The organism is Pseudorhodoferax sp., from assembly GCF_047601025.1.
In the GTDB taxonomy this organism is placed as follows: domain Bacteria; phylum Pseudomonadota; class Gammaproteobacteria; order Burkholderiales; family Burkholderiaceae_C; genus Pseudorhodoferax.
In genome coordinates this window covers 136,782-158,626 of the sequence record NZ_JASGJZ010000001.1, presented here as the reverse complement: position 1 = coordinate 158,626, position 21,845 = coordinate 136,782, and the positions used below count along the sequence as shown (strand labels likewise).

Below are 21,845 nucleotides of genomic sequence, written 5' to 3'. Positions count from 1 at the left end.
GAGTTGCTGACAGATGAGGGGTTCGCGCGACTGGAAGAGGGTGCCGTTCATTTCAGGCTGAGAGACCCACCATCGAACTCTTTTCTTTTCCTTGCCGCGATCGCGGGCACTGCACGTCGCGATGGCATCTCAGCAGCCTACGCACGCAGTGAAGAACTCTCTGCGAAGCTTGACGAACTGGTTGAACTGCTCGAGCAGGTGGACGGAAATCCGCGCCCGGAACACGTTCCCCTACTGGAACGTGCCGTCCTACTGGTGGAAGAAGCGTCCGTATCTGGTCTCCTGGAACTCAACTTTCTCCTCGGGTGTGCATGGCTGAACAAGATGGAATTCAGGAAGGCGGCAACCTTCTTCCGAATCCTCCAGATCGCAGCGGTCGTTCAGCGATCCCGGGTTGAGCGTCAGCAATCAGTCTGGAGCTGTCGTTCTTTGACATTTGGCCGAATGACAGGAATTGGCCGTTCGCAGTCGCCCAGAGCGGCGTTTAGCGTGTGCCGCGAACCATGCGGCGAACTCTGCCGATCCCTACCAATTCATCCCAATCTGTCACCGCGTCAAGGCCAGCCTTTCATGTTTGTGTCACCGTGCGGCGGGCGCCCCAGGCCAGGCTTCGTGGCGGAGAGAGGCGTCGTGCTTCTTGCGCACTTTGCGCTGGGCATGTTCCGGGTTTGTCGTGCCCGCCCCGACGTCAGCCTTCTCGCGTCTCCCAGCCACCCAGGTGCCGCTCAGCGATCCCCGCCAGCGCCGCGATGCCGGCTTCGCCGTCGTTCAAGCACTGGATATACCGGAAATCCTGCCCCCCCGCCGCCAGGAAGGCGGCGCGGCCTTCCATCGCGATCTCCTCCAGCGTCTCCAGGCAATCGACCGGGAAGCCGGGGCACATCACGTCCACCCGCTGGGTGCCGCCGCGCGCGAGTTCGCGCAGCGTCGGCTCGGTGTAGGGCTCCAGCCATTTCGCGCGGCCGAAGCGGGACTGGAAGGTCAGGCGGTACTGCGCGTCCGCCAGGCTCAGCCGTGCGGCCAGCAGCCGGGCCGTGGCCTGGCACTGCGCCTGGTACGGATCGCCCAGCGCGACGTTGCGCGCCGGGATGCCGTGGAAGCTCATGACCAGCAACTCGCCGCGGCCGTGCGCGGCCCAGTGCTGCTCGACGCTCTTCGCCAGCGCGTCGATGTAGCCGGCGTCGGCGTGCCAGTCGTTGACGAAGCGCAGCTCCGGGATGCGGCGCTGGCGCCGGCTCCAGTCGGCCACGGCGTCGAGCACGCTGGCCGTGGTGGTGGCCGAGTACTGCGGGTAGGCCTGCAGCACCAGGATGCGGGTGGCGCCGGCGGCCGTCAGCGCGTCGAGCTGATCGGGGATGGACGGCGCGCCGTAGCGCATCGCGGGGCGCACCTCGACGGCATGGCCGCGCACGGCCAGCTGCGCGCCGATGCCGCGGGCCTGGGCCTCGGTCCAGGTCTTCAGCGCCGAGCCCTGCGCGGTCCAGATGCTGGCGTACTTGGCGGCGGAGCGCTTCGGCCGCACGCGCAGCACGATGCCGTGCAGGATCGGCCACCAGACGGCGCGCGGGATCTCGACCACGCGCGGGTCGGACAGGAATTGCGCGAGGTAGCGGCGCACCGCGGCCGGCGTGGGGGCATCGGGCGTGCCGAGGTTGCAGTACAGGACGGCGGTGCGGGAAGGCATTGCGCTATTCTCCGGCACCCATGCTTGCAATCGAGAAGGTCCGGGCCATCACGCTGGACCTGGACGACACCCTGTGGCCGATCTGGCCGACCATCGCCAAGGCCGAGAAGGCGCTCGGCACCTGGTTCGACGAACATGCGCCGGCCACGGGCCGGCTCTGGGCCGACCTCGAGCGGCGCCGGCTGCTGCGCGAGCAGGTGGTGCGCGAGCACCTGGACCGCTCGCACGACATGGGCTTCATGCGGCACGAGTCGATCCGCCGCGCGCTGGCGCAGTCCGGCGAGGACGAGGCGCTGGCCGGGCCGGCCTTCGAGGTGTTCATCGCGATGCGCCACCAGGTCGAGCTGTACGAGGATGCGCAGGAGGCGCTGGCATTCCTGGCGGAGCGCTTTCCGGTGGTGGCCGTGTCCAACGGCAATGCGGACCTGTCCCGCATCGGCCTGGCGCCGCATTTCCGTGCGGCCTTCAGCGCCAGCAGCTTCGGCGTGGGCAAGCCCGACGCGCGCATCTTCCATGCCGCGGCCGAGGCCGCCGGCGTGCCGGCCGACGCGGTGCTGCACGTGGGCGACGACGCGCTGCTGGATGTGCTGGGCGCGCACGCCGCGGGCATGCAGACGGCCTGGGTCAATCGCGGCGAGCATCCGTGGATGCAGGCGCTGCGCCCGCACGTGCAGGTGGCGGACCTGCGCGAGCTGTGCGCGCTGTTCAGCTGAGCAGCGCGGCGGCGGCCAGCGCGCTGCGCACCGCGCCTTCGAGGGTGCCGGGGTAGGGCCCGTCCACGTACTCGCCGCAGGCCATGAGGCCCGGCGCGATCCGCAGCCCGGGGCGCCGCAGGCCCGGCGTGCAGGCGAAGGTGGCGCGCTTCTCGACGATGGTGGCGACCGGGCGCAGGTCGGCGAGGCCGAGTTGCGCGCGGCCCTGGCGCAGCACCTGTTCCTCGATCTGCCCGCGCGTGCCGCGGCTGACGCTGGCGACGAAGGCCAGCAGGCCGTCCGCGCCCAGGTGGCGGCGGTCGAACACGAACTGCGCCGGTGCCTCGGGGCTGCCGCGCAGCGCGGTCATCGGGCGCGGCAGCCGCGTGGCGCTGGCGGCGTAGACCGTCGTGATCGGCTCGAAGCGCAGGGCCTCGGCCCGCGCCAGCCAGTCGGCACCGATGCCGCCCGCGCCGCGCACCAGGCGCGCGGCTTCCCAGGACGGGCAGGCCAGCAGCACGCGGTCGAAGGGCTCGCCGTCCACGGCCCAGCCGGCGCCGCGGGCCTGCAGCCGCTCCACGCGCCGGCCCAGGTGCACGGCCTGGCCGTGCGCCTGCAGCCAGGCCATGGCCGGCTCGGGGAACAGCGCGCCCAGCGGCCGGCGCGGGATCAGCAGGTTGGAGCCGCCGCGCCCGCCCAGCAGCGCGTCGCGCAGCACGCGCAGGAACACGGCGGCGCTGGCGGCCTCGGCCGGCGTGTTCAGCGCCGACAGGCACAGCGGCTCGACGAACTCGCGCAGCACGCGCGGCGGCAGGCCGCCGCACAGCGCGGCGACGCTGGCGTCCGGCTCCCGGCGAAAGCCGGCCAACTGCCAGCGCAGCGTGGCGGCCAGCAGCGCGGCCTTGTCGCGCCAGCCCCAGCCGCGCGCCCGGGCGATGCCGGCCAGCGCGTCCCAGGGCGGGGCGGCCTCGGGCAGGGCGAGGCCGGTGCCGTCGGGCAGGCGCAGGTCCAGCGGCAGGCGCAGCAGCGCCTGGTCCGGGTCCACGCCGACCGTGCGCATCAGCGCCAGCGTGTCGGCGTAGGCGCCGATCAGGATGTGCTGGCCGTTGTCGAGCGCCAGCGTGCGGCCGTCGTGCGGCTGGTCGACGCTGCGGGCCCGGCCGCCCGCGGTGCGCGCGGCCTCGAGCACGGTGACGGCGTGGCCGGCCCCGGCGGCGCGCACGGCCGCGGCCAGGCCGGCCCAGCCGGCGCCGACGACGGCCAGCCTCACAGCCGGCCCAGCGCCTGCACCTTCCACGCCAGCCACAGCTTGCGCAGCGGCGTCAGGCTGACGCGCTGGTGCAGCACCTGGAAGTCGTCGCGCTCGATCTCGCGCAGCAGTGTGCGGTAGATGCTGGCCATCATCAGGCCCGGCTTCTGGGCGCGGAAGTCGGCGGCCGGCAGCTGCGCCAGCGCCTGCTCGTACAGGCCGTGCGCGCGCTCGGCCTGGAAGCGCATCAGCGCGACGAAGCGGTCCGAGTGCTGGCGGTTCAGGATCTCGTGGGCCTTCACGTCGAAGCGCTGCAGGTCCTCGATCGGCAGGTAGATGCGGCCGCGCATGGCGTCCTCGCCGACGTCGCGCACGATGTTGGTCAGCTGGAAGGCCAGGCCCAGCGTGTGGGCGTAGCCGGTGGTGGCCGGCTGCGTCTGGCCGAAGATGCGGGCCGCGGTCTCGCCGACCACGCCGGCCACCAGGTGGCAATAGCGCGACAGGCCCGCGAAGTCGAGGTAGCGGGTCTGCTCCAGGTCCATGCGGCAGCCCTCGATCACCGCCTGCAGCTGGCGCTGCTCCAGCCCGAAGGCCGGCACGTGCGGCATCAGCGCCTGCATGACCGGGTGCGTGGGCTGGCCGGCGAACGACTTGGCGACCTCGGCCTGCCACCAGGCCAGCTTGGTGCGCGCGACGCCCGGGTCGCTGACCTCGTCGACCACGTCGTCCACCTCGCGGCAGAACGCGTAGAAGGCCGTGATGGCGGCGCGCCGCGGCGCCGGCAGGAACAGGAAGGCGTAGTAGAAGCTGCTGCCCGAGGCTGCCGCCTTCTGCTGCACGTACTGTTCCGGGGTCGTGGTCATGGGCGGCGATTGTCACATCGCGGTGGGCGCCCCACGGCCCGGCCGCCGGGCCCTGCCGGCCCTACTGGCCCGCCACCAGCCGGTGCACCAGGTCGGCCGTGGAGCCGGCGGAGTACTTGCGCATCAGCCGCGCGCGGTAGATCTCCACCGTGCGGTGGCTGATGCCGAGCACCCGCCCGATCTCCTTGGCGGTGAGCCCCTGCATGACCTGGGCCGCGACCTCGCGCTCGCGCGGCGTCAGGCCGGCCTGCACGCTGCGCCGGGCCGACAGGTCCTCGAAGCTCCAGATGCCGGCCTCGTGCGGCGCCTGGCGGTCGAAGGCGCGGCCGGTCACGTGGCACCAGAACGGCTCGCCCTTGAGGCGCCCGTCCAGCCTGCGCATGATGCGGTCGTCCGCGTAGTGGCCGCGCGCATTCATGATCGGCACGATGCGCGCGCCGGTGCGCTCGTACTCGTCGGCGCTGGGGTACAGCACGCGGAAGGACTGGCCGACCAGCTGTTCGCGCGCGGCGCCGAACATCTCGCACAGGTGGCGGTTGCAATCCACAATCACCCGCTGGCGCGACAGCGCCAGCCCGATGGGCGCCAGGTCGAAGGCCAGCCGGTAATCGATGTCCATCCGGGTTGCTGTTTAGGAAAAACTACGTATGCAGCTACGTAGTATCGTTCGGCATCCGCATCCCAAGGAGGTTCTCCCGTGAACAAGATCTATCCTTCCGCCGAGGCGGCGCTGAAGGGCATCGTGCAGGACGGCCAGATGCTGGCCGTCGGTGGTTTCGGCCTGTGCGGCATTCCCGAGGCGCTGATCGATGCGCTGAAGGAGTCCGGCGTGCGCGACCTGACCGTCGTCTCCAACAACGCCGGCGTGGACGGCTTCGGCCTCGGCAAGCTGCTGGAGACGCGCCAGATCAGGAAGATGATTTCCAGCTACGTGGGCGAGAACAAGGAGTTCGAGCGCCAGTACCTGGCCGGCGAGCTGGAGCTGGAATTCACGCCCCAGGGCACGCTGGCCGAGAAGCTGCGCGCCGGCGGCGCCGGCATCCCGGCCTTCTTCACGAAGACCGGCGTCGGCACGCTGGTCGCCGAGGGCAAGGAACTGCGCGAATTCGACGGCGAGACCTACGTGATGGAGCGCGCGCTGGTGCCCGACGTGGCGCTGGTCAAGGCCGACGTGGCCGACACATCCGGCAACCTGCGCTTTCGCCTGACGGCGCGCAACTTCAACCCGGCCGCGGCGATGGCCGGCAAGGTCTGCGTGGTCGAGGTCGAGCGCATCGTCGAGACTGGCGAGCTGGCGCCCGACGACATCCACCTGCCCGGCATCTACGTGCACCGCATCGTGCTGAACGAGCACCCGGAAAAGCGCATCGAGAAGCGCACCGTGCGTGCCGCCGCCCCGGTGGACCCGGTGGCCGCCAAGGTCGAGGCCCAGGCGGTGATCGCCCAGGCCGCGGTGGCCGACACCCCTGCCAAGACCAACGTCAAAGGAGCCTGACATGCCCTGGACCCAAGACCAGATGGCCGCGCGCGCGGCACAGGAGCTGCAGGACGGCTTCTACGTGAACCTGGGCATCGGCATCCCGACCCTGGTGGCCAACCACACCGGCGACAAGGAAGTCTGGCTGCAGAGCGAGAACGGCATGCTGGGCATCGGCCCGTTCCCGACCGACGACGAGGTGGACGCCGACCTGATCAACGCCGGCAAGCAGACCGTGACCACGCTGCCCGGCAGCGCGATCTTCGGCAGCCACGACAGCTTCGCGATGATCCGCGGCGGCAAGATCAACCTGTCCATCCTGGGCGCCATGCAGGTCAGCGAGAAGGGCGACCTGGCCAACTGGATGATCCCGGGCAAGATGGTCAAGGGCATGGGCGGCGCCATGGACCTGGTGGCCGGCGTCAAGCGCGTGATCGTGCTGATGGAGCACGTCGCGAAGAAGAAGGACGGCACCGAGGACCTGAAGATCCTGCCCCGGTGCACGCTGCCGCTGACCGGCGTCGGCGTGGTCGACCGCATCATCACCGACCTGGCCGTCATGGACGTCACGCCCGAGGGCCTGAAGGTCGTCGAGATGGCGCCCGGCGTCACGCGCGAGGCGCTGCAGGCCAAGACCGGCGTCACGCTGATCTGAGCTTGTCGTTCGAGGCCGCCATCGCGGCCTTCGCGCCGCGGCTGCCGCTGGCCGTGGCCTACAGCGGCGGCGCCGATTCCACGGCCCTGCTGCGCGCCTGCGCGGCGCGCTGGCCGGGCCGGGTGCACGCGGTGCACGTGCACCACGGGCTGCAGGCCGCGGCCGATGATTTCGAGGCCCATTGCCGCCAGACCTGCGCCGCGCTCGGCGTGCCGCTGGCGGTCGCGCACGTGCAGGCCCGCCACGCGCGCGGCCAGAGCCCCGAGGACGCGGCGCGGCGCGCACGCTACGCCGCCATCGCCGAGGTTGCCGCGCGCGCGTGGGCCGATGGCGGCCCGCGCGACGTGGCGCTGGCCCAGCATGCCGACGACCAGGTCGAGACCATCGTGCTGGCGCTGAGCCGCGGCGCCGGCCTGCCGGGACTGGCAGCGATGCCGGCGCGGTGGGAGGAGGCCGGCCTGCGCTGGCACCGGCCGCTGCTGCAGGTGCCGGGCCAGGCCCTGCGCGGCTGGCTCGCGGCGCAGGGCGCGGGCTGGATCGAGGACCCGAGCAACGGCGACACCGCCTTCACCCGCAACCGCATCCGCGCCGAGCTGCTGCCGGTGCTGCAGCGGCTGTTCCCGGCGTTCCGCAGTACCTTCGCGCGCAGCGCCGCGCATGCGGCCGAGGCGCAGGCCCTGCTGCGCGCGCTGGCCGAGCAGGACCTGCAGGCCATCGGCATCCCGCCCGCCATCGCCGCCCTGCGCGCGCTGCCGCGCGCGCGCCAGGCCAACGCGCTGCGCCACTGGCTGGCCACGGTGCACGGCACGGCCGCCAGCACGGCGCAGATGGCCGAGCTGCTGGACCAGGTCGCGGCCTGCAGCACCCGCGGCCACCGGCTGCACCTGCGGGTCGGCGCGGGCTTCGCGCGGCGCCGCGAGGCATGGCTCGATTGGTACAATCCCACGCTTTCGAGTTGACAACCCCCGCAGGCGCGGCCTTCCGGGCCGCAGCGCATCCAGCGCCCTGCCGACATCCATGGCACTCATCGTTCACAAGTACGGCGGCACGTCGATGGGCTCGACCGAGCGCATCCGCAACGTTGCAAGGCGCGTGGCCAAGTGGGCCCGCGCCGGTCACCAGATGGTCGTGGTCCCCAGCGCCATGAGCGGCGAGACCAACCGCCTGCTCGCCCTGGCCAAGGAACTGGCGCCCCAGAAGCCGGGCGCCGCCTACCACCGCGAGCTGGACATGCTGGCCTCCACCGGCGAGCAGGTCTTGGTCGGCCTGCTGGCGATCGCGCTGCAGAGCGAGGGCATGGACTCGGTCAGCTACGCCGGCTGGCAGGTGCCGATCAAGACCAACAGCGCCTACACCAAGGCCCGCATCGAGTCGATCGACGACCGGCGCATCCGCGCCGACCTGGCCGAGGGCAAGGTCGTCATCGTCACCGGCTTCCAGGGCGTGGACGAGGACGACAACATCACCACGCTGGGCCGCGGCGGCAGCGATACCTCGGCCGTGGCCGTGGCCGCCGCGCTGAAGGCGCAGGAGTGCCTGATCTATACCGACGTGGACGGCGTCTACACCACCGACCCGCGCATCGTGCCCGAGGCCCGGCGGCTGGAGACCGTCAGCTTCGAGGAGATGCTGGAGATGGCCTCGCTGGGCAGCAAGGTGCTGCAGATCCGCTCCGTGGAATTCGCCGGCAAGTACAAGGTGCCGCTGCGCGTGCTGTCCAGCTTCACGCCCTGGGACATCGACCTGGCCGAGGAGGCCAGGTCGGGCACGCTGATCACTTTCGAGGAAGACGAGCAAATGGAACAAGCCATCGTGTCGGGTATCGCGTTCAACCGCGACGAGGCCAAGATCTCCATCCTGGGCGTGCCGGACAAGCCGGGCATCGCCTACCAGATCCTGGGCGCCGTGGCCGATGCCAACATCGAGGTCGACGTCATCATCCAGAACGTCAGCAAGGACGGCAAGACCGACTTCAGCTTCACGGTGCACCGCAACGAGTACGCCAAGACCATGGACCTGCTGAAGGAGAAGGTGCTGCCGGCGCTGGGCGCGCAGGAAGTCGTCGGCGACGCCAAGATCTGCAAGGTCAGCATCGTGGGCATCGGCATGCGCAGCCACGTGGGCGTGGCCAGCAAGATGTTCCGCTGCCTGAGCGAGGAGGGCATCAACATCCAGATGATCTCCACCAGCGAGATCAAGACCTTGGTCGTGCTGGACGAGAAGTACATGGAGCTGGCCGTGCGCGCGCTGCACCGCGCGTTCGACCTCGACCAGCCCGCCGCGGCCTGAGGACGGCTCGCGACTCGTGCCATAATGCGCGGGTTTTCCAGGAAACGTGACCGAGTGGCCGAAGGTGCTCCCCTGCTAAGGGAGTATGGGGTGTAGAGCCTCATCGAGGGTTCGAATCCCTCCGTTTCCGCCAGTACGCAAAGAGGCTAGCCGCTTGGCTAGCCTCTTTTGCATTCTGGCCTTGCATGCGCTGTCTTTCTCTGACTCCACGGCGGCGATCAGAGCCCATAGCTCCGCGTTCTCTCCCATTTCTTCGGCCAGGGCGTAGGCTACGGCCGGGCTCAGGTGTTCGCGGCGTTTTGCGTTGTGAAACGCAGTGCGTTCTAAGCCGAGCGTGCGCGCCCATTCCGGTGGCGTCTTCATCTTGAGTGCGCGCTCTAGGAGCATCGTTGTCGTTTCCATAGTCGGTGTGGCGTAGTTGTCACGTTGGCAACATTGTGGCGCTCTTGGTGTTGCCAAGGTGGCAACGTACTGGTATGTTCGGCGCGTTGCCATCTTGGCAACAATTCCGAAGGAGCCGCCATGCCCCCTCTGCCAATGTCCCCCGCCTCCTCTGAGGCCATCGTTTCGTCCCCCTCGGCCGCCAGGGTCAACCAGCCACACCGTGCTGTGGCGGCTCCGGTTGCAGGTCTGGTCCCCGGGCCGAAGGGGGGCACCTCGTTCGTTCGGGTCCGTGATGCCCGGATGGTGCTGGCGAAGGGCTCCGGTCCTGGCATCTGGAACTGTTGGGACTTGCACTGCTGCGGAGATCGTGTCTTCGGCCCGTTGGTGGGGCGTGACTACCTGGGCGGTGGGCGTTCATGAAGCGCGCAAGCCCAATTGAACTGCAGCAGCTCGCCCTGTTCGAGCCCGAAGGCAAAGAGGCGGTGAAGCTCATGCAGAAAGCTCTGGCCGAGTCGGCCAAGTGCAAGGCCGACGCCGATCGTCTGCGACTGATCGGCGTCGTGTCGGGTGCTGAGCTGCTGGAGCGATTGGCCGATGCGTTCCGGCGCGATGCCCTCGTCTTCGCCATCCTGCTCGACCTTGAGCGCGAGGCGGGCTTGTGATGACCGGTCTCGACGCACTGCTGGCTGACCTCTGCGCATCGATGTTGGTCTTGCTCATGCTGCTGGTGTACGTAGCGGCCGTGGTGGCTGCGCTGGAGCGGGGAGACTGGCGATGATGACCCTCTGCGGCCAGTCCGGTGCCGGCATGCTGGACCTTCACCGCTGGGCTTTCCCGCTCCATGCCGTCGTGGTCCGTGGTCAAGCGGCTGCTCGCGCCGTCGATGACCAGCAGGGCGGCGAAGCGCAGCGCGGCGGTGCGCAAGCCTGCGCAGCGCGCCGCCGCGCGGAGCGCTCTACCCTCCCCGATGGTAATCACGGGGAGAACAACCGATGACCCGGCCGCTGCTGTCCCCCCTGGTCCTCGACGGCTCCGAAGTCAAGGCCCGGCTGCTCGCCGAGCGCAGCGCGAGTGAAGCGCCGGTGCATGTGGACTGGCTCCGCTTCACCATCCAGCGCCGCCACGTCCTGCCCAGTGCCGAGGTCCTGTTCCCGCCTGCGGCCGGGCAGTCCGGCAATATCTGGGACGCCGAGCCTCGCATGGCAAAGTTGCACGCGACATTGCGCGAGCTGCAGGGCGGTGACTTCGCGGCCGCCGCGCAAGCCTGGGAACTCGGCGAGCAGGTCGCCGGTACCCTCGGTCCCGACTTCGTGGTTCACCCGGAAATGCGCAAGGGCCATGACTTCTACCGGCACCGCTGGAGCATCGAGCGCGCCGGCCAGGAAGTGGGCTGGATCGGCTTCCTCGCCAGCGGCGACAGCCCGCGGCAGAAAGCGCAGACGCGCACCATCCACGTCAACCTCTACGGCCACGCCTGCACATTCGCCGTCCATGGCTGGCGTGAACGCATGGCTGACCTGATCGACCAGCACGACGGAACCGTCACGCGCTGCGACCTTGCCTTGGACTGGTTCGACGGCATGCCCGGTGGCATCCTGCAAGTCGAGGCCGACTACGAAGCCGGCTTGATGGACGTGCTCGGCAAAACCCCGAAGTGCAACCATGTCGGCGACTGGAGCACGCGCAGCGAGGGCGGCCGGTCCTTCTACTTCGGCAGCAAGGAAGCCGGCAAGCAGACGAACGTTTATGAGAAAGGCGACCAGCTCTTCGGCACTGCCGAGTGCTCGCCCTGGATGCGGATTGAGCTGCGCTACGGCAACAAGCTGCGCGACCTGCCGACCGACATGCTGCGCCGCCCGGCCGACTTCTTCGCAGGTGCATCGCCATGGCATGCCAGCAAGTTGCGCGAGTTCGAGGCGAGCGACTGGTGCGCCGAGTCCATCGCTTGCAGGGAACGTCTTCCCGTGCAGACCACAGACGCCGAAGTCTCGCGCGTCTGGCGCTGGCTGGACAACACCGCGAGCGCTGCGATAGCCGTGGCGTTCAAGTTCGCCGGCGATAGCTTCTTGGACCTCGTCCATGCGCGCAAGCTGCCCGGCCGTCTGCGCATGTTTAAGGAGTCTGAGGTTTCCGCCGCATTCCAGCGGCGGGCCGAACGAGACAAACCGGTCGAGGGCTTCTGCCCTGCCCTCGCTTGACCGGCAACCCAGGGCGTAGGAGAAATCATGCGATTCAAGAACCAAGTCATGCTGCACGCCGTGAAGGAGTCGGTCGGCGAGATCGAAGGCCGGGCGTTCAGCAGCACCAAGTTTCATCTCGAAGTGGACCTCAAGGACAACGGCGTCGGCCGCTCCATCGGCCGCGTGACTCGTGAATTCAAGTGCGGCGACGCCAAGGAATTCGACAAGTGGGTCAACTTCCGCGACAGCCTCCCCTGCCTCGTCGAAGCCACCTTCGAGATGGAAGCCACGAAGGACGGTTCCAGGCTTGCCCTCGTGGACGTGGTGCCCGTCTCGAAGTCGCCGATCGGCAAGGCGGCCTGATGCGCTTGCTGGTGCAGTCCCAGGCCACCGGCCGATTTCTCGCGCCGAGCCTCGAAGATGGCACGCCTGAATGGGTGTGTTCGCTGCGCGAGGCCGGCGGCGGGGTCGTGCAGGACCTCGAAGCGGCGCACCAGCTCATGGCCGACTGGTGCGACCTGGAAGATGCCGCGCAGGTCGTGGACCTCGACCGCCTCGGTGCCGCTGACGACTACTGAGTTCAGCCGGTAGCCCTCCAACGCTGCGAAGCGCCGAGGGCCTCCGGGTGCACTCCTGCAATCCCGCAGGAACACCGCCTTTCGAGGAGTTGTTCCATGAACGCTGTGAAGCGCTTTCTGGCGCCGGTTGGCGTCGTCGCCCTGGCCCTTTCCACGCAAGCCCACGCTGCCCTGCCCACCGGCGCGGCCGAAGCCATCGAGACCTATGAAACCGACGTGGTCGCCGCGATCGGCCTGATGATCGCCGCCGGTATCGCCATCTTCGCCGTGAAGAAGCTGGGCTCGAAGATGGGTTGGCTGTAACCCCATCGCCTGATCAGTCCTGATCCTGCTGGCTCGCGTGCGGGCCAGTGGCATCAGTCAACAGGAGCGAGCCGACCATGGCGAACATGTGCACTATCTCGCGCCCATCGGTGTTCAGCCCGCAGCAGTGGCAGAGCACGACGGCGAGCTATTCGAACGGTGGTTTCACGAACCCTTACGGGTTCTTCCAGCAGTCCCGTAACGCGGACGTGTCTGGCGGCTCGTTTTACTTCGACGCCGACAAGTTCGGCATGACGTGCGTGGCGTTCCCGGATGCATCGGGCAACGAGGACCCGCTGATCGGCCAGGCGGCTGCGATCCAGGCCCTCCAGTCGGCGACGGTCGGCCTGCAGAACCAGATCTCGGCCATGGCGCCTTGGGTCGGCGAGAACGCCGCCGATGCCCAGGCCGAGCGTATCCAGGACATGAGCGATGTATGGGCGCTGTTCTTCGGCGCGGCCATCGTCATCGCGTGTTGGAAGGGGCTGCAGCGGCTGTTCGACCGCGGGCCGAATGACGATTGATCGAGGGGTGACATGTGGACCATGGAAATGCAATTCGCACTGGGCTCTGTGCTCTTGCTCTGGCTGGCGTTCCGGTAGCCAATGCCGCCGAGGTCGGGCTGGCCGACTTCGCCGGATTCATGCAGCGCGTGACGGGCAATAACGCGGTGACCGTGGGCATCGGCTCGGGCGGGACGTTGGTAGCTACGAAGCCGAGTGCTGCGCTCGGCGGTACGTCGGGCTGGAGCGTCGCTAGCAATTTTGGCAGTGGTGGCACGTCCGGCGGCGCCGTGGTTGGCATGTCCGGCAATGCGTCGGTCGCCGGCCATAAGGTGCCGGTGACCGTTTCTACGCCGATCACGCGGGCTGCGCTTGGTGCTGGCATGGGCATCCTCTGGCGTAACGCTGCTCGGCTGGCTGGCCCTGTCGGCGTCGTGATGATGCTGGCCGACATGGCGGAGACTTTGCAGCATGCGCAGATTCGCAGCAATCCGAATGCGGCCAATGACCCGGACAACCCGTTTCTGCTGGACCTCAATTCCAAGCAGTACACCGTGACATTGCCGGGGGCGCCGTGGGCAGTGAGTAAAGAGGCGTTGTGTTCGGCGTTGGTTGGTTTGACGTTGCCGTCGAACGGGGCGAAGATTACGAAGTCGGAGCTTGCGTACGATCAGTGTTCTTATAAGTACATTAATCCGACGATGGGCTATGAAGCCGGCGGCGCCTTTGTGATCATGAATCGCACAGTGACGAGTGATGTCCCGGCAAGCTGGGATCAGGTGCGGCCGAAGTATGAGGCCATGAATCCGCTGCCGTCTGACGTGTTGCAGAAGCAATGGGAGTGGGCCGAGAAGCAGAAAGGCAAGAACGGCATTGAACCGTGGAAGGTCGAGGTTGGGCCAAGTACTGTGACGACGCCCAGTCCGTCTCTGCAGCCGAAGACCGAAACGAAGGTCACGACGCGGACCCTTCCGGACGGACGGACGGAAGAGCGGATCGTCACGACGACGTCGGAGACCACGGTATCGACGACGGGCGATCAGGTGAAGGTAGTTCCGACCACGACCACGACGACGACGACGAAGGTCATCAACCAAGATGGTTCGTTCGAGGAGCATACCGAAACAGAAACAGAGACACGCACGTCGAACGAAGACACGGCTGCGAAGCCGGAGGACCAGCCCGGCATGTGCGACCTCTATCCCGACATCCTCGCGTGCGCGAAGCCCGACCTCGACACGCCCGAGGGCGAGATTCCCCGCGGCGAAAAGCAGATCACGTATTCGGAAGAGAACCTGTTCGGTGAGGGCAGTTGCCCGGCCGACGTGTACGCCAGTCTCGCCACTATCGGCCAAACCGTGAAGGTGTGGGACTGGCAGGCCGCATGCCAGTACGCATTCCCGTTGCGCGCGCTGGTGATTGCGCTGGCGACCCTGTCGGCATTCGTCATTGTCATGCCCGGGGAGACGCGGCTATGAAGATCGGTACGTGGTTGCTGTCCCTGATCGAGCCCATGCTGGCGAAAGTCTTGGTCAGCCTCGGTTTCGGCGTCGTCTCCATCATCGGCGTCGATGCCGCGCTCAACACGCTCAAGTCTCAGCTCGTCGCGCAGATCAACAGCATGCCCGGGGACTGGCTCGCGTTCGCGCTGTACCTCTGGATCGGCAAGGGCCTGGGCATCATCCTCGGTGCCTGCGCGACCAAGCTGATGCTGTGGTCGGCGCAGCATGCGACCTCGATCATGTCGAGGAGCATCGGATGATCACAGTCATCACCGGCCAGCCGGGCGCCGGCAAGACCGCGCTGTGCGTCGAGCGCTTCCTGATGACGCTGGCGGCCAAGGGCTACGAAGAGAAGGCCATCGATCCTGATGGCAACGAAGTCACCGTGAGGCGCCGCATCCTCACGAACGTGAACGGCCTGCTGCTCGATCACGAGAAGATCGACGACGCGCTGCTGGCGACGTGGCACGAGTGGGTCAAGCCCGGCGACCTGATCGTCTTCGACGAAGTGCAGAAGCCATGGCCCTACACCGTGATGAACAAGGCGCAGGACAAGTGCATCACGGAGCTGGAGACCCATCGTCACTACGGGATCGACTTCATTCTGATGACGCAACACCCGATGCTCTGCAACAGCGCCGTGCATCGGCTGGCCGGCCAGCATCTGCACGTGCGCAAGCTCGGTAACAGCCGCTTTGCGACGGTCTACGAATGGGACGGCGTCTCGCGCACGCTGAGCTACAAGGCTGCGTTCGCGAAGAAGCCGTGGCGCCGCGGCAAGGAAGTCGAGAAGACCTACAAGTCCAGCAGCCTGCACACCCGGCAGCGGCGCGCAGTGCCTACGGTCCTGTTCGGCGTCCTGTTCGCCGCGCTCCTGCTCGGTGTCCTCGGCCCGAAGGTCTACGGCCGTCTCTCCGACCGGATCAGCGGTCAAACCGTCGCGGTCGGGGCGCCGTCCACCGCGGCCGCGAAGGCCCCGGCCTTGGCCGCCAGTGCGCCGCAGATCAAGCCGGCTTTGGCCCCTGCAAGCCCGCTTCCAGTGCTTGAGCCGCAACTGGCATCGGCTCCGGCTCTGGTGGCCGCCAGCGGGACGGCTGTCTTCGCCGGCTGCGCGCGCATGCGCGACCGCTGTACCTGCTTCGACGGCGCCGGCGTCAAGGTCGAGCGCGAGCCCGAGTTCTGCGCCGACCATGCGCTGGCCCACGTGCCCGCGAAAGTCGCCGAGCCCCCGGCCAGCCTGGACCGCTTTCTGCCGCTGACCTACCCGCAGCGATCCCCGGCCGATGCTGCGCTCATCGCCTGGGCCGACCGCGAGCGGGAGAAGCGGCACCGGGCCATCGGCCTACCAATCGAGTAGGGGGACGGGGGCGCAGCCCCAGGTGGCGCCGGGGGCCCGCGCACCGACCCGGATTAGGCCGGGGCCCTAGCCCCGGTCCAGGCACCACGCCACCAGCGCGCCCGCAGCCACCATAGGGTGCGCCCGGCCGGGCTGGTCCATCGCATCCGTCCCGGTCCTCCCCAGCGACAGGCACCATTTCCTGAAGGCGACGAACGGGATGGGGGCCCGCGCGACGGCGCGGGGAAGGGCAAGGCCCTTCCGGGGGTCCAGGGGGCGCAGCCCCATGCCGGAGTCCGTCAGCAGACGGACGTAGGGATGAGGCTGGAGATCGCAGCCGGGAGCGGTCTATTCCAGGTGGGGTATTCCGGCCGATCGCGGGGATGCGAGACCAGCCCGCAGGGCTGCCCGAAGGGTCGGCCCCTGGAGCTTGCGGAAGGGGTCGAGTGAGCACGTCCCCGCGATCGGCCGGGCAGGGTTTCGGGTATTGTCTTCACTTGGGGGTAACTATGGCTGCTGATAACCGCGATTGGTATCGTGACTGGTGGCGTAAGAAGACGGGTCATGTGGAGCGATCGTTGTTCCGGATGGGCGAGCATGAGTTGCAGCGCTTGCGGTATCGCAGGGCGTGGCGTCGAAACTGGCTGGCGTTCGCTCTTGTTGTCGTGGTCTTGGTCGTGCTGGCGTACGTGGGGCGGCGTTGATGCTGGTCGGCTATGCCCGCGTGTCTACTGATCAGCAGGAAACGGACCTGCAGCTGGATGCGTTGCGCCGGGCTGGTGTCAGCCGGGTTTATGAGGAAAAAGGCAGCAGCGTTGGGCGCCGGCCGCAGCTGCAGCGTGCACTGGGGGCGCTTCGTGAGGGTGACGTGCTGGTCGTGTTCAAGCTGGATCGTTTGGCGCGGAGCCTGCGCAACCTGCTGGACATCATCGAGCGCATGGAAGCGGCTGGGGCTGGTTTCCGGTCGTTGACGGAGCCGATTGATACGTCGAGTGCGGCGGGCCGGCTCATGTTGCAGATGCTCGGGGCTGTCGCCGAGTTCGAGCGGAGCTTGATTCGGGAGCGGTCGATCGCAGGCCAGCAGGCTGCGATTGCGCGGGGTGCGAAGGTGGGGCGGCCGCGTGTTCTAGGCGCGGAGGATGAGGAGGCGTTGGTGGAGTTGTATCAGACGGGCTGTTACACTCAGACAGTACTGGCTGATGCGTTTGGGTGCCACCTTGCGAGCGTGCGTCGGGCGTTGTATCGGGCTGGGGCGTTGCGGTGGCGATAACGTCCGTTTCCGCCAGGATCCCTCCGAAGACGATCCATGAAAGCCCAGCAGAATCCGCCCTGCTGGGCTTTTTCATTGGAGGCAGCGGCCATAATGGCCCGCCATCGTCCAGCCCCGACCCTTCCAGGCCAAGCCGCCATCGGGGCATCGGGCATGGCACCGGCAAAGGCCATTCCATCGCCGCCGCCCAGCGAGTGCGCATGAACGTCTTCCAGACCGCCTGACCGTTTTTTCGACCCCCGCCTCATGAACCAGAAGACCACTCCGCCCGTCACCGTCGCCGAGATCCGCAAGTCCTTCCTGGACTTCTTCGCTTCCAAGGGCCACACCGTCGTCGCCTCCAGCCCGCTGGTGCCGGGCAACGACCCGACGCTGATGTTCACCAACTCGGGCATGGTGCAGTTCAAGGACGTGTTCCTGGGCACCGACAAGCGGCCCTACGTGCGCGCCGCCTCGGTGCAGGCCTGCCTGCGCGCCGGCGGCAAGCACAACGACCTGGAGAACGTGGGCTACACCGCGCGCCACCACACCTTCTTCGAGATGCTGGGCAACTGGAGCTTCGGCGACTACTTCAAGCGCGAGTCGCTGAAGTGGGGCTGGGAGCTGCTGACCCAGGTCTACCGGCTGCCCGCGGAAAAGCTGCTGGCCACCGTCTACATCGACGACGACGAGGCCTACGACATCTGGACCAAGGAGATCGGCCTGCCGCCCGAGCGCGTGATCCGCATCGGCGACAACAAGGGCGGCAAGTACAAGAGCGACAACTTCTGGATGATGGCCGACACCGGCCCCTGCGGCCCGTGCTCGGAGATCTTCTACGACCACGGCCCGCACATCCCCGGCGGCCCCCCGGGCAGCCCGGACGAGGACGGCGACCGCTTTATCGAGATCTGGAACCACGTGTTCATGCAGTTCGACATGCAGGAGGACGGCAGCGTCGTGCAGCTGCCCGCGCCCTGCGTGGACACCGGCATGGGCCTGGAGCGCCTGGCGGCGATCCTGCAGCACGTGCACAGCAACTACGAGATCGACCTGTTCGAGCGGCTGATCGCGGCCGCCGCGCGCGAGACCGGCTGCGCGGACCTGGCCAACCCGTCGCTGAAGGTCATCGCCGACCACATCCGCGCGACCTCGTTCCTGGTCGCCGACGGCGTGATCCCGAGCAACGAGGGCCGCGGCTATGTGCAGCGCCGCATCGTGCGCCGCGCGATCCGCCACGGCTACAAGCTCGGCCGCAAGACGCCGTTCTTCCACCGGCTGGTGCCCGAACTGGTGGCGCTGATGGGCGATGCCTACCCGAACCTGAAGGCCTCGGAGCAGCGCATCGTCGAGGTGCTGAAGGCCGAGGAGGAGCGCTTCTTCGAGACGCTGGAAAACGGCATGGAGATCCTGGACGCGGCGCTGGCCGATGGCCGCCAGACGCTGCCGGGCGACGTGGCCTTCAAGCTGCACGACACCTACGGCTTCCCGCTGGACCTGACCAACGACGTCTGCCGCGAGCGCGGCGTGACGGTGGACGCCGCCGGCTTCGATGCCGCGATGGAGAAGCAGAAGGCCGCCGGCCGCGCCGCCGGCAAGTTCAAGATGGACCGCGCGCTGGACTACGCCGGCGCCGGCAACGTGTTCACTGGCTATGAGAAGCTGGAGGCGCCCGCCACCGTCGTGGCGCTGTACCACGAGGGCACGCCGGTGCAGCAGCTCGCCGAAGGGCAGAGCGGCATCGTCGTGCTCGACACCACGCCGTTCTACGCCGAGAGCGGCGGCCAGGTCGGCGACAGCGGCGTGCTCGCCGCCGAGGGCCTGCTGTTCGGCGTCGAGGACACGCAGAAGATCAAGGCCGACGTCTACGGCCACCACGGCGTGCTGGCGCAGGGCCGGCTGCGGGTCGGCGACCGCGTCGACGCGCGGGTGGACGTGGCGCGCCGCCGCGCCACCATGCGCAACCACAGCGTCACGCACCTGATGCACAAGGCGCTGCGCGAGGTGCTGGGCGGCCACGTGCAGCAGAAGGGCTCGCTGGTCGACGCCGACAAGACGCGCTTCGACTTCACGCACAACGCGCCGGTCACGGACGCGCAGATCGCCGAGATCGAGAAGCGCGTGAACGCCGAGATCCTGGACAACGCCGCCACGCAGGCGCGCGTGATGGACATCGAGTCCGCCAAGGCCACCGGCGCCATGATGCTGTTCGGCGAGAAGTACGGCGAGACCGTGCGCGTGCTGGACATCGGCACCAGCCGCGAGCTGTGTGGCGGCACGCACGTGGCCCGCACCGGCGACATCGGGCTGTTCAAGATCGTCTCCGAGAGCGGCGTGGCCGCCGGCATCCGCCGCGTCGAGGCCATCACCGGCGCCAGCGCGCTGGCCTACCTGCAGCAGCTGGAAGGTGCCGTGCGCCAGGCGGCCGGCAGCCTGAAGGCGCCGGTGGCCGAGCTGCAGACGCGCATCGCGCAGACGCTGGAGCAGGTGCGGGCGCTGGAGAAGGAGGTCGCCGCGCTCAAGGGCAAGCTCGCCTCCAGCCAGGGCGACGAGCTGCTCGCCCAGGCCGTGGACGTGAAGGGCCTGAAGGTGCTGGCCGCGCGGCTGGACGGTGCCGACGCCAGGACGCTGCGCGAGACCATGGACAAGCTCAAGGACAAGCTCAAGACCGGCGCCATCGTGCTGGCCGTGGTCGACGGCGCCAAGGTGCAGCTCGCCGCCGGCGTGACGGCCGACAGCGTGGGCCGGCTCAAGGCCGGCGAGCTGGTGAACTTCGTGGCCCGGCAGGTCGGCGGCAAGGGCGGCGGCAAGCCGGACCTGGCGATGGCCGGCGGCACCGACGCCAGCGGCCTGGCCAAGGCGCTGGACTCGGTGCAGGAGTGGGTGGCCGAGCGGGTCTGACGCGGGCGGCCCGCCAGGCGCGGCGGGAAGCGTGACCGAATGCCGGGCTGCCGCGCGCAGATGGCGGGCCGGGCCCGCCGGACAGGCTGGAGATAAGTGGAAACCCTGGGTGGCCGCTTATGATCGGCGGCCCTCCATTTCCCGTCCCGAATTCCCATGGTCCTGCTCCCTGTCGCGCCGTCGCCTGTTCTGCATCTTCCGGCGGGAGGCGGGCGGTGAGCGCGGTCGGCTGGGGCGAGGCGGCGTTCCTCGGGCTGATCCAGGGGCTCACGGAGTTCCTGCCGGTGTCTTCCAGCGCGCACCTGCGCATCATCGGCCCGCTGCTGCCCTCCGGCGGTGATCCCGGCGCGGCGTTCACCGCGATCACGCAGATCGGCACGGAGGCCGCCGTGCTGCTGTACTTCCGCCACGACATCGCGCGGATCTTCCGCGCCTGGTGCGCCTCGCTGGCGCAGCGCGGCCAGCCGCTGTCGCCGGACGCGCGCATGGGCTGGCTGGTGCTGGTCGGCACGCTGCCGATCGCGATCCTCGGCCTGCTGTTCAAGAACGCGATCGAGGGCTCGCTGCGCGACCTCCACATCACCGCCGCGATGCTGGTCGCGTTCGCGGTCGTGCTGGCGGTGGCCGACCGGCTGGGCCGCAAGCAGCGCACGCTGGACCGGCTGACCTGGGGCCACGGCATTTTGTTCGGCTTCGCCCAGGCCATGGCGCTGATCCCCGGCGTCTCGCGCTCGGGCGGCACGATCACGATGGGGCTGATCCTGGGCTACACGCGCGAGGCGGCGGCGCGCTATTCGTTCCTGCTGGCGATCCCGGCCGTGCTGCTGTCGGGCTTCTACCAGCTCTACAAGACCTGGGGCGTGGAGAGCACGGTCGGCCCGGGCCAGACCTGGCTGGCCACGGCGATCGCGTTCTTCGTCGGCTACGCGGTGATCGTCGGCTTCCTGAAGCTGGTGTCCACGCGCAGCTACATGCCGTTCGTGGTCTACCGCATCGCGCTGGGCATCGTGGTATTCGCGCTGCTGGGCGCCAGCGTGCTGGCGCCGCTGTGATCAGGCACGCCTGAACACCAGGTCCCAGACGCCGTGGCCCAGGCGCAGGCCGCGGCGCTCGAACTTGGTCTCGGGCCGGTAGTGCGGCCGCGGCGCGTAGCCGTCCGCGGTGTTGCGCAGCAGCGGCTCGGCCGACAGCACCTGCAGCATCTGCTGTGCGTAGGGTTCCCAGTCGGTGGCGCAGTGCAGGTAGCCGCCCGGCGCCAGGCGCTGCGCCAGGCGCGCCACGAAGGGCGGCTGGATCAGCCGGCGCTTGTGGTGGCGCAGCTTGTGCCAGGGGTCGGGAAAGAAGATGTGGATGCCGGCCAGGGCCTGCGGGTTCTGCGCGGCGTCCCAGGGCGGCAGCATGCGGTCGAGCACTTCGACCGCATCGTGCGCGAGGATGCGGATGTTCGCCAGGCCGCGCTCGCCGACCTGCTTGAGCAGCGCGCCCACGCCGGGCTCGTGCACCTCGCAGCACAGGAAGTTGGTGTCGGGCAGCAGGGCCGCGATGTGGGCCGTGGCGTCGCCCATGCCGAAGCCGATCTCCAGCACCGTCGGCGCCTGGCGGCCGAAGGCGGCCGCCAGGTCCAGCGGCGCCGGCGTGAACGGCAGCACGAAGCGCGGTCCGAGCTCCTGCAGGGCCTTGGCCTGGCCGGTCGTGGTGCGGCCGGCGCGCTTGACGAAGCTGCGGATCGTGCGCGGATGGGCGATGCCCGGATGGGCAGTGTCCGGATGGGCGGTGTCCGGATGGGCTGTGCCCGGATGGGCTGTGCCCGGATGGGCTGTGCCCGGATGGGCTGTGCCCGGATGGGCTGTGCCCGGATGGGCTGTGCCCGGATGGGCTGTGCCCGGATGGGCTGTGCCCGGATGGGCTGTGCCCGGATGGGCTGTGCCCGGATGGGCTGTGCCCGGATGGGCTGTGCCCGGATGGGCTGTGCCCGGATGGGCTGTGCCCGGATGGGCTGT

General features: G+C 68.7%; 23 protein-coding genes and 1 tRNA gene. 19 read left to right on the top strand and 5 right to left on the bottom strand.

Annotated elements, in window-relative coordinates:
- Positions 1-688: 688 nt before the first annotated feature.
- The gene (gene hemH / locus QM782_RS00775; RefSeq protein WP_415201033.1) at positions 689-1,684 is read right to left on the bottom strand and encodes a ferrochelatase; all 996 of its coding nucleotides are present in this window, start codon (positions 1,682-1,684) and stop codon (positions 689-691) included.
- A gap of 20 nt (positions 1,685-1,704) precedes the next feature.
- Here hemH and QM782_RS00770 point away from each other — a divergent pair, with 20 nt between their 5' ends.
- Positions 1,705-2,397: an HAD family hydrolase gene (locus QM782_RS00770; RefSeq protein ID WP_415201032.1), complete on the top strand. Its 693-nt coding sequence runs from the start codon at positions 1,705-1,707 to the stop codon at positions 2,395-2,397.
- On the opposite strand, the gene hpnE is transcribed toward QM782_RS00770, so the two are convergent.
- The 3 genes from hpnE to QM782_RS00755 form a co-directional block, all read right to left on the bottom strand.
- The gene (gene hpnE / locus QM782_RS00765; RefSeq protein WP_415201031.1) at positions 2,390-3,646 is read right to left on the bottom strand and encodes a hydroxysqualene dehydroxylase HpnE; all 1,257 of its coding nucleotides are present in this window, start codon (positions 3,644-3,646) and stop codon (positions 2,390-2,392) included. The two genes, QM782_RS00770 and hpnE, sit on opposite strands and share 8 nt — an antisense overlap.
- Positions 3,643-4,488 (bottom strand): presqualene diphosphate synthase HpnD, encoded by an 846-nt coding sequence (gene hpnD / locus QM782_RS00760; RefSeq protein ID WP_415201030.1) that lies wholly within the window; start codon positions 4,486-4,488, stop codon positions 3,643-3,645. The genes hpnE and hpnD overlap by 4 nt, the downstream gene beginning before the upstream one ends.
- Positions 4,489-4,549: 61 nt before the next feature.
- The gene (locus QM782_RS00755; RefSeq protein WP_415201029.1) at positions 4,550-5,107 is read right to left on the bottom strand and encodes a LuxR C-terminal-related transcriptional regulator; all 558 of its coding nucleotides are present in this window, start codon (positions 5,105-5,107) and stop codon (positions 4,550-4,552) included.
- 78 nt (positions 5,108-5,185) lie between these two features.
- Between QM782_RS00755 and QM782_RS00750 the strand changes: the two genes are divergently transcribed.
- The 18 genes from QM782_RS00750 to QM782_RS00665 all read left to right on the top strand — a co-directional run bounded on the left by QM782_RS00750 (position 5,186) and on the right by QM782_RS00665 (position 20,897).
- Positions 5,186-5,983 carry a CoA transferase subunit A gene (locus QM782_RS00750; protein ID WP_415201028.1) on the top strand — a complete coding sequence of 266 codons (798 nt, stop codon included), beginning with the start codon at positions 5,186-5,188 and terminating at the stop codon, positions 5,981-5,983.
- 1 nt (position 5,984) lies between these two features.
- Complete coding sequence (locus QM782_RS00745) at positions 5,985-6,620, top strand: 3-oxoacid CoA-transferase subunit B (RefSeq protein ID WP_415201027.1); 636 nt, start codon at positions 5,985-5,987, stop codon at positions 6,618-6,620.
- Positions 6,617-7,579, top strand: a complete 963-nt coding sequence (tilS, locus tag QM782_RS00740) for a tRNA lysidine(34) synthetase TilS (protein ID WP_415205559.1) — start codon at positions 6,617-6,619, stop codon at positions 7,577-7,579. Before QM782_RS00745 ends, tilS begins: the two co-directional genes overlap by 4 nt.
- 58 nt (positions 7,580-7,637) lie before the next feature.
- Positions 7,638-8,909, top strand: coding sequence for an aspartate kinase (locus tag QM782_RS00735; RefSeq protein ID WP_415201026.1), 1,272 nt, complete (start codon positions 7,638-7,640; stop codon positions 8,907-8,909).
- A 40-nt stretch (positions 8,910-8,949) separates the two neighbouring features.
- Positions 8,950-9,042: transfer RNA gene (locus tag QM782_RS00730), tRNA-Ser, on the top strand.
- A 667-nt stretch (positions 9,043-9,709) separates the two neighbouring features.
- Complete coding sequence (locus tag QM782_RS00725) at positions 9,710-9,955, top strand: hypothetical protein (RefSeq protein WP_415201025.1); 246 nt, start codon at positions 9,710-9,712, stop codon at positions 9,953-9,955.
- A gap of 112 nt (positions 9,956-10,067) precedes the next feature.
- Positions 10,068-10,289: a hypothetical protein gene (locus QM782_RS00720; RefSeq protein WP_415201024.1), complete on the top strand. Its 222-nt coding sequence runs from the start codon at positions 10,068-10,070 to the stop codon at positions 10,287-10,289.
- Positions 10,286-11,491, top strand: coding sequence for a replication initiation factor domain-containing protein (locus QM782_RS00715; protein WP_415201023.1), 1,206 nt, complete (start codon positions 10,286-10,288; stop codon positions 11,489-11,491). Before QM782_RS00720 ends, QM782_RS00715 begins: the two co-directional genes overlap by 4 nt.
- Positions 11,492-11,539: 48 nt before the next feature.
- Entirely contained in the window at positions 11,540-11,836 is a 297-nt protein-coding gene (locus QM782_RS00710; protein WP_415201022.1) for a hypothetical protein, read from the top strand.
- Positions 11,836-12,051, top strand: a complete 216-nt coding sequence (locus QM782_RS00705) for a hypothetical protein (protein ID WP_415201021.1) — start codon at positions 11,836-11,838, stop codon at positions 12,049-12,051. The genes QM782_RS00710 and QM782_RS00705 overlap by 1 nt, the downstream gene beginning before the upstream one ends.
- 96 nt (positions 12,052-12,147) lie before the next feature.
- Positions 12,148-12,354 (top strand): major capsid protein, encoded by a 207-nt coding sequence (locus tag QM782_RS00700; RefSeq protein WP_415201020.1) that lies wholly within the window; start codon positions 12,148-12,150, stop codon positions 12,352-12,354.
- A 77-nt stretch (positions 12,355-12,431) separates the two neighbouring features.
- Positions 12,432-12,878: a hypothetical protein gene (locus QM782_RS00695; RefSeq protein ID WP_415201019.1), complete on the top strand. Its 447-nt coding sequence runs from the start codon at positions 12,432-12,434 to the stop codon at positions 12,876-12,878.
- A 14-nt stretch (positions 12,879-12,892) separates the two neighbouring features.
- Positions 12,893-14,335 carry an IgG-binding virulence factor TspB family protein gene (locus tag QM782_RS00690; RefSeq protein WP_415201018.1) on the top strand — a complete coding sequence of 481 codons (1,443 nt, stop codon included), beginning with the start codon at positions 12,893-12,895 and terminating at the stop codon, positions 14,333-14,335.
- Positions 14,332-14,619, top strand: a complete 288-nt coding sequence (locus tag QM782_RS00685) for a DUF2523 domain-containing protein (protein ID WP_415201017.1) — start codon at positions 14,332-14,334, stop codon at positions 14,617-14,619. Before QM782_RS00690 ends, QM782_RS00685 begins: the two co-directional genes overlap by 4 nt.
- Positions 14,616-15,716 (top strand): zonular occludens toxin domain-containing protein, encoded by a 1,101-nt coding sequence (locus QM782_RS00680; protein WP_415201016.1) that lies wholly within the window; start codon positions 14,616-14,618, stop codon positions 15,714-15,716. The genes QM782_RS00685 and QM782_RS00680 overlap by 4 nt, the downstream gene beginning before the upstream one ends.
- 682 nt (positions 15,717-16,398) lie before the next feature.
- The gene (locus QM782_RS00675) at positions 16,399-16,965 is read left to right on the top strand and encodes a recombinase family protein (RefSeq protein ID WP_415201015.1); all 567 of its coding nucleotides are present in this window, start codon (positions 16,399-16,401) and stop codon (positions 16,963-16,965) included.
- A 246-nt stretch (positions 16,966-17,211) separates the two neighbouring features.
- Positions 17,212-19,845, top strand: coding sequence for an alanine--tRNA ligase (alaS, locus tag QM782_RS00670; protein ID WP_415201014.1), 2,634 nt, complete (start codon positions 17,212-17,214; stop codon positions 19,843-19,845).
- Positions 19,846-20,060: 215 nt separating this feature from the next.
- Positions 20,061-20,897 carry an undecaprenyl-diphosphate phosphatase gene (locus QM782_RS00665; RefSeq protein ID WP_415201013.1) on the top strand — a complete coding sequence of 279 codons (837 nt, stop codon included), beginning with the start codon at positions 20,061-20,063 and terminating at the stop codon, positions 20,895-20,897.
- On the opposite strand, the gene trmB is transcribed toward QM782_RS00665, so the two are convergent.
- Complete coding sequence (trmB, locus tag QM782_RS00660) at positions 20,898-21,590, bottom strand: tRNA (guanosine(46)-N7)-methyltransferase TrmB (protein WP_415205558.1); 693 nt, start codon at positions 21,588-21,590, stop codon at positions 20,898-20,900. It lies immediately after the preceding gene.
- Between the last annotated feature and the right edge of the window lie 255 nt (positions 21,591-21,845).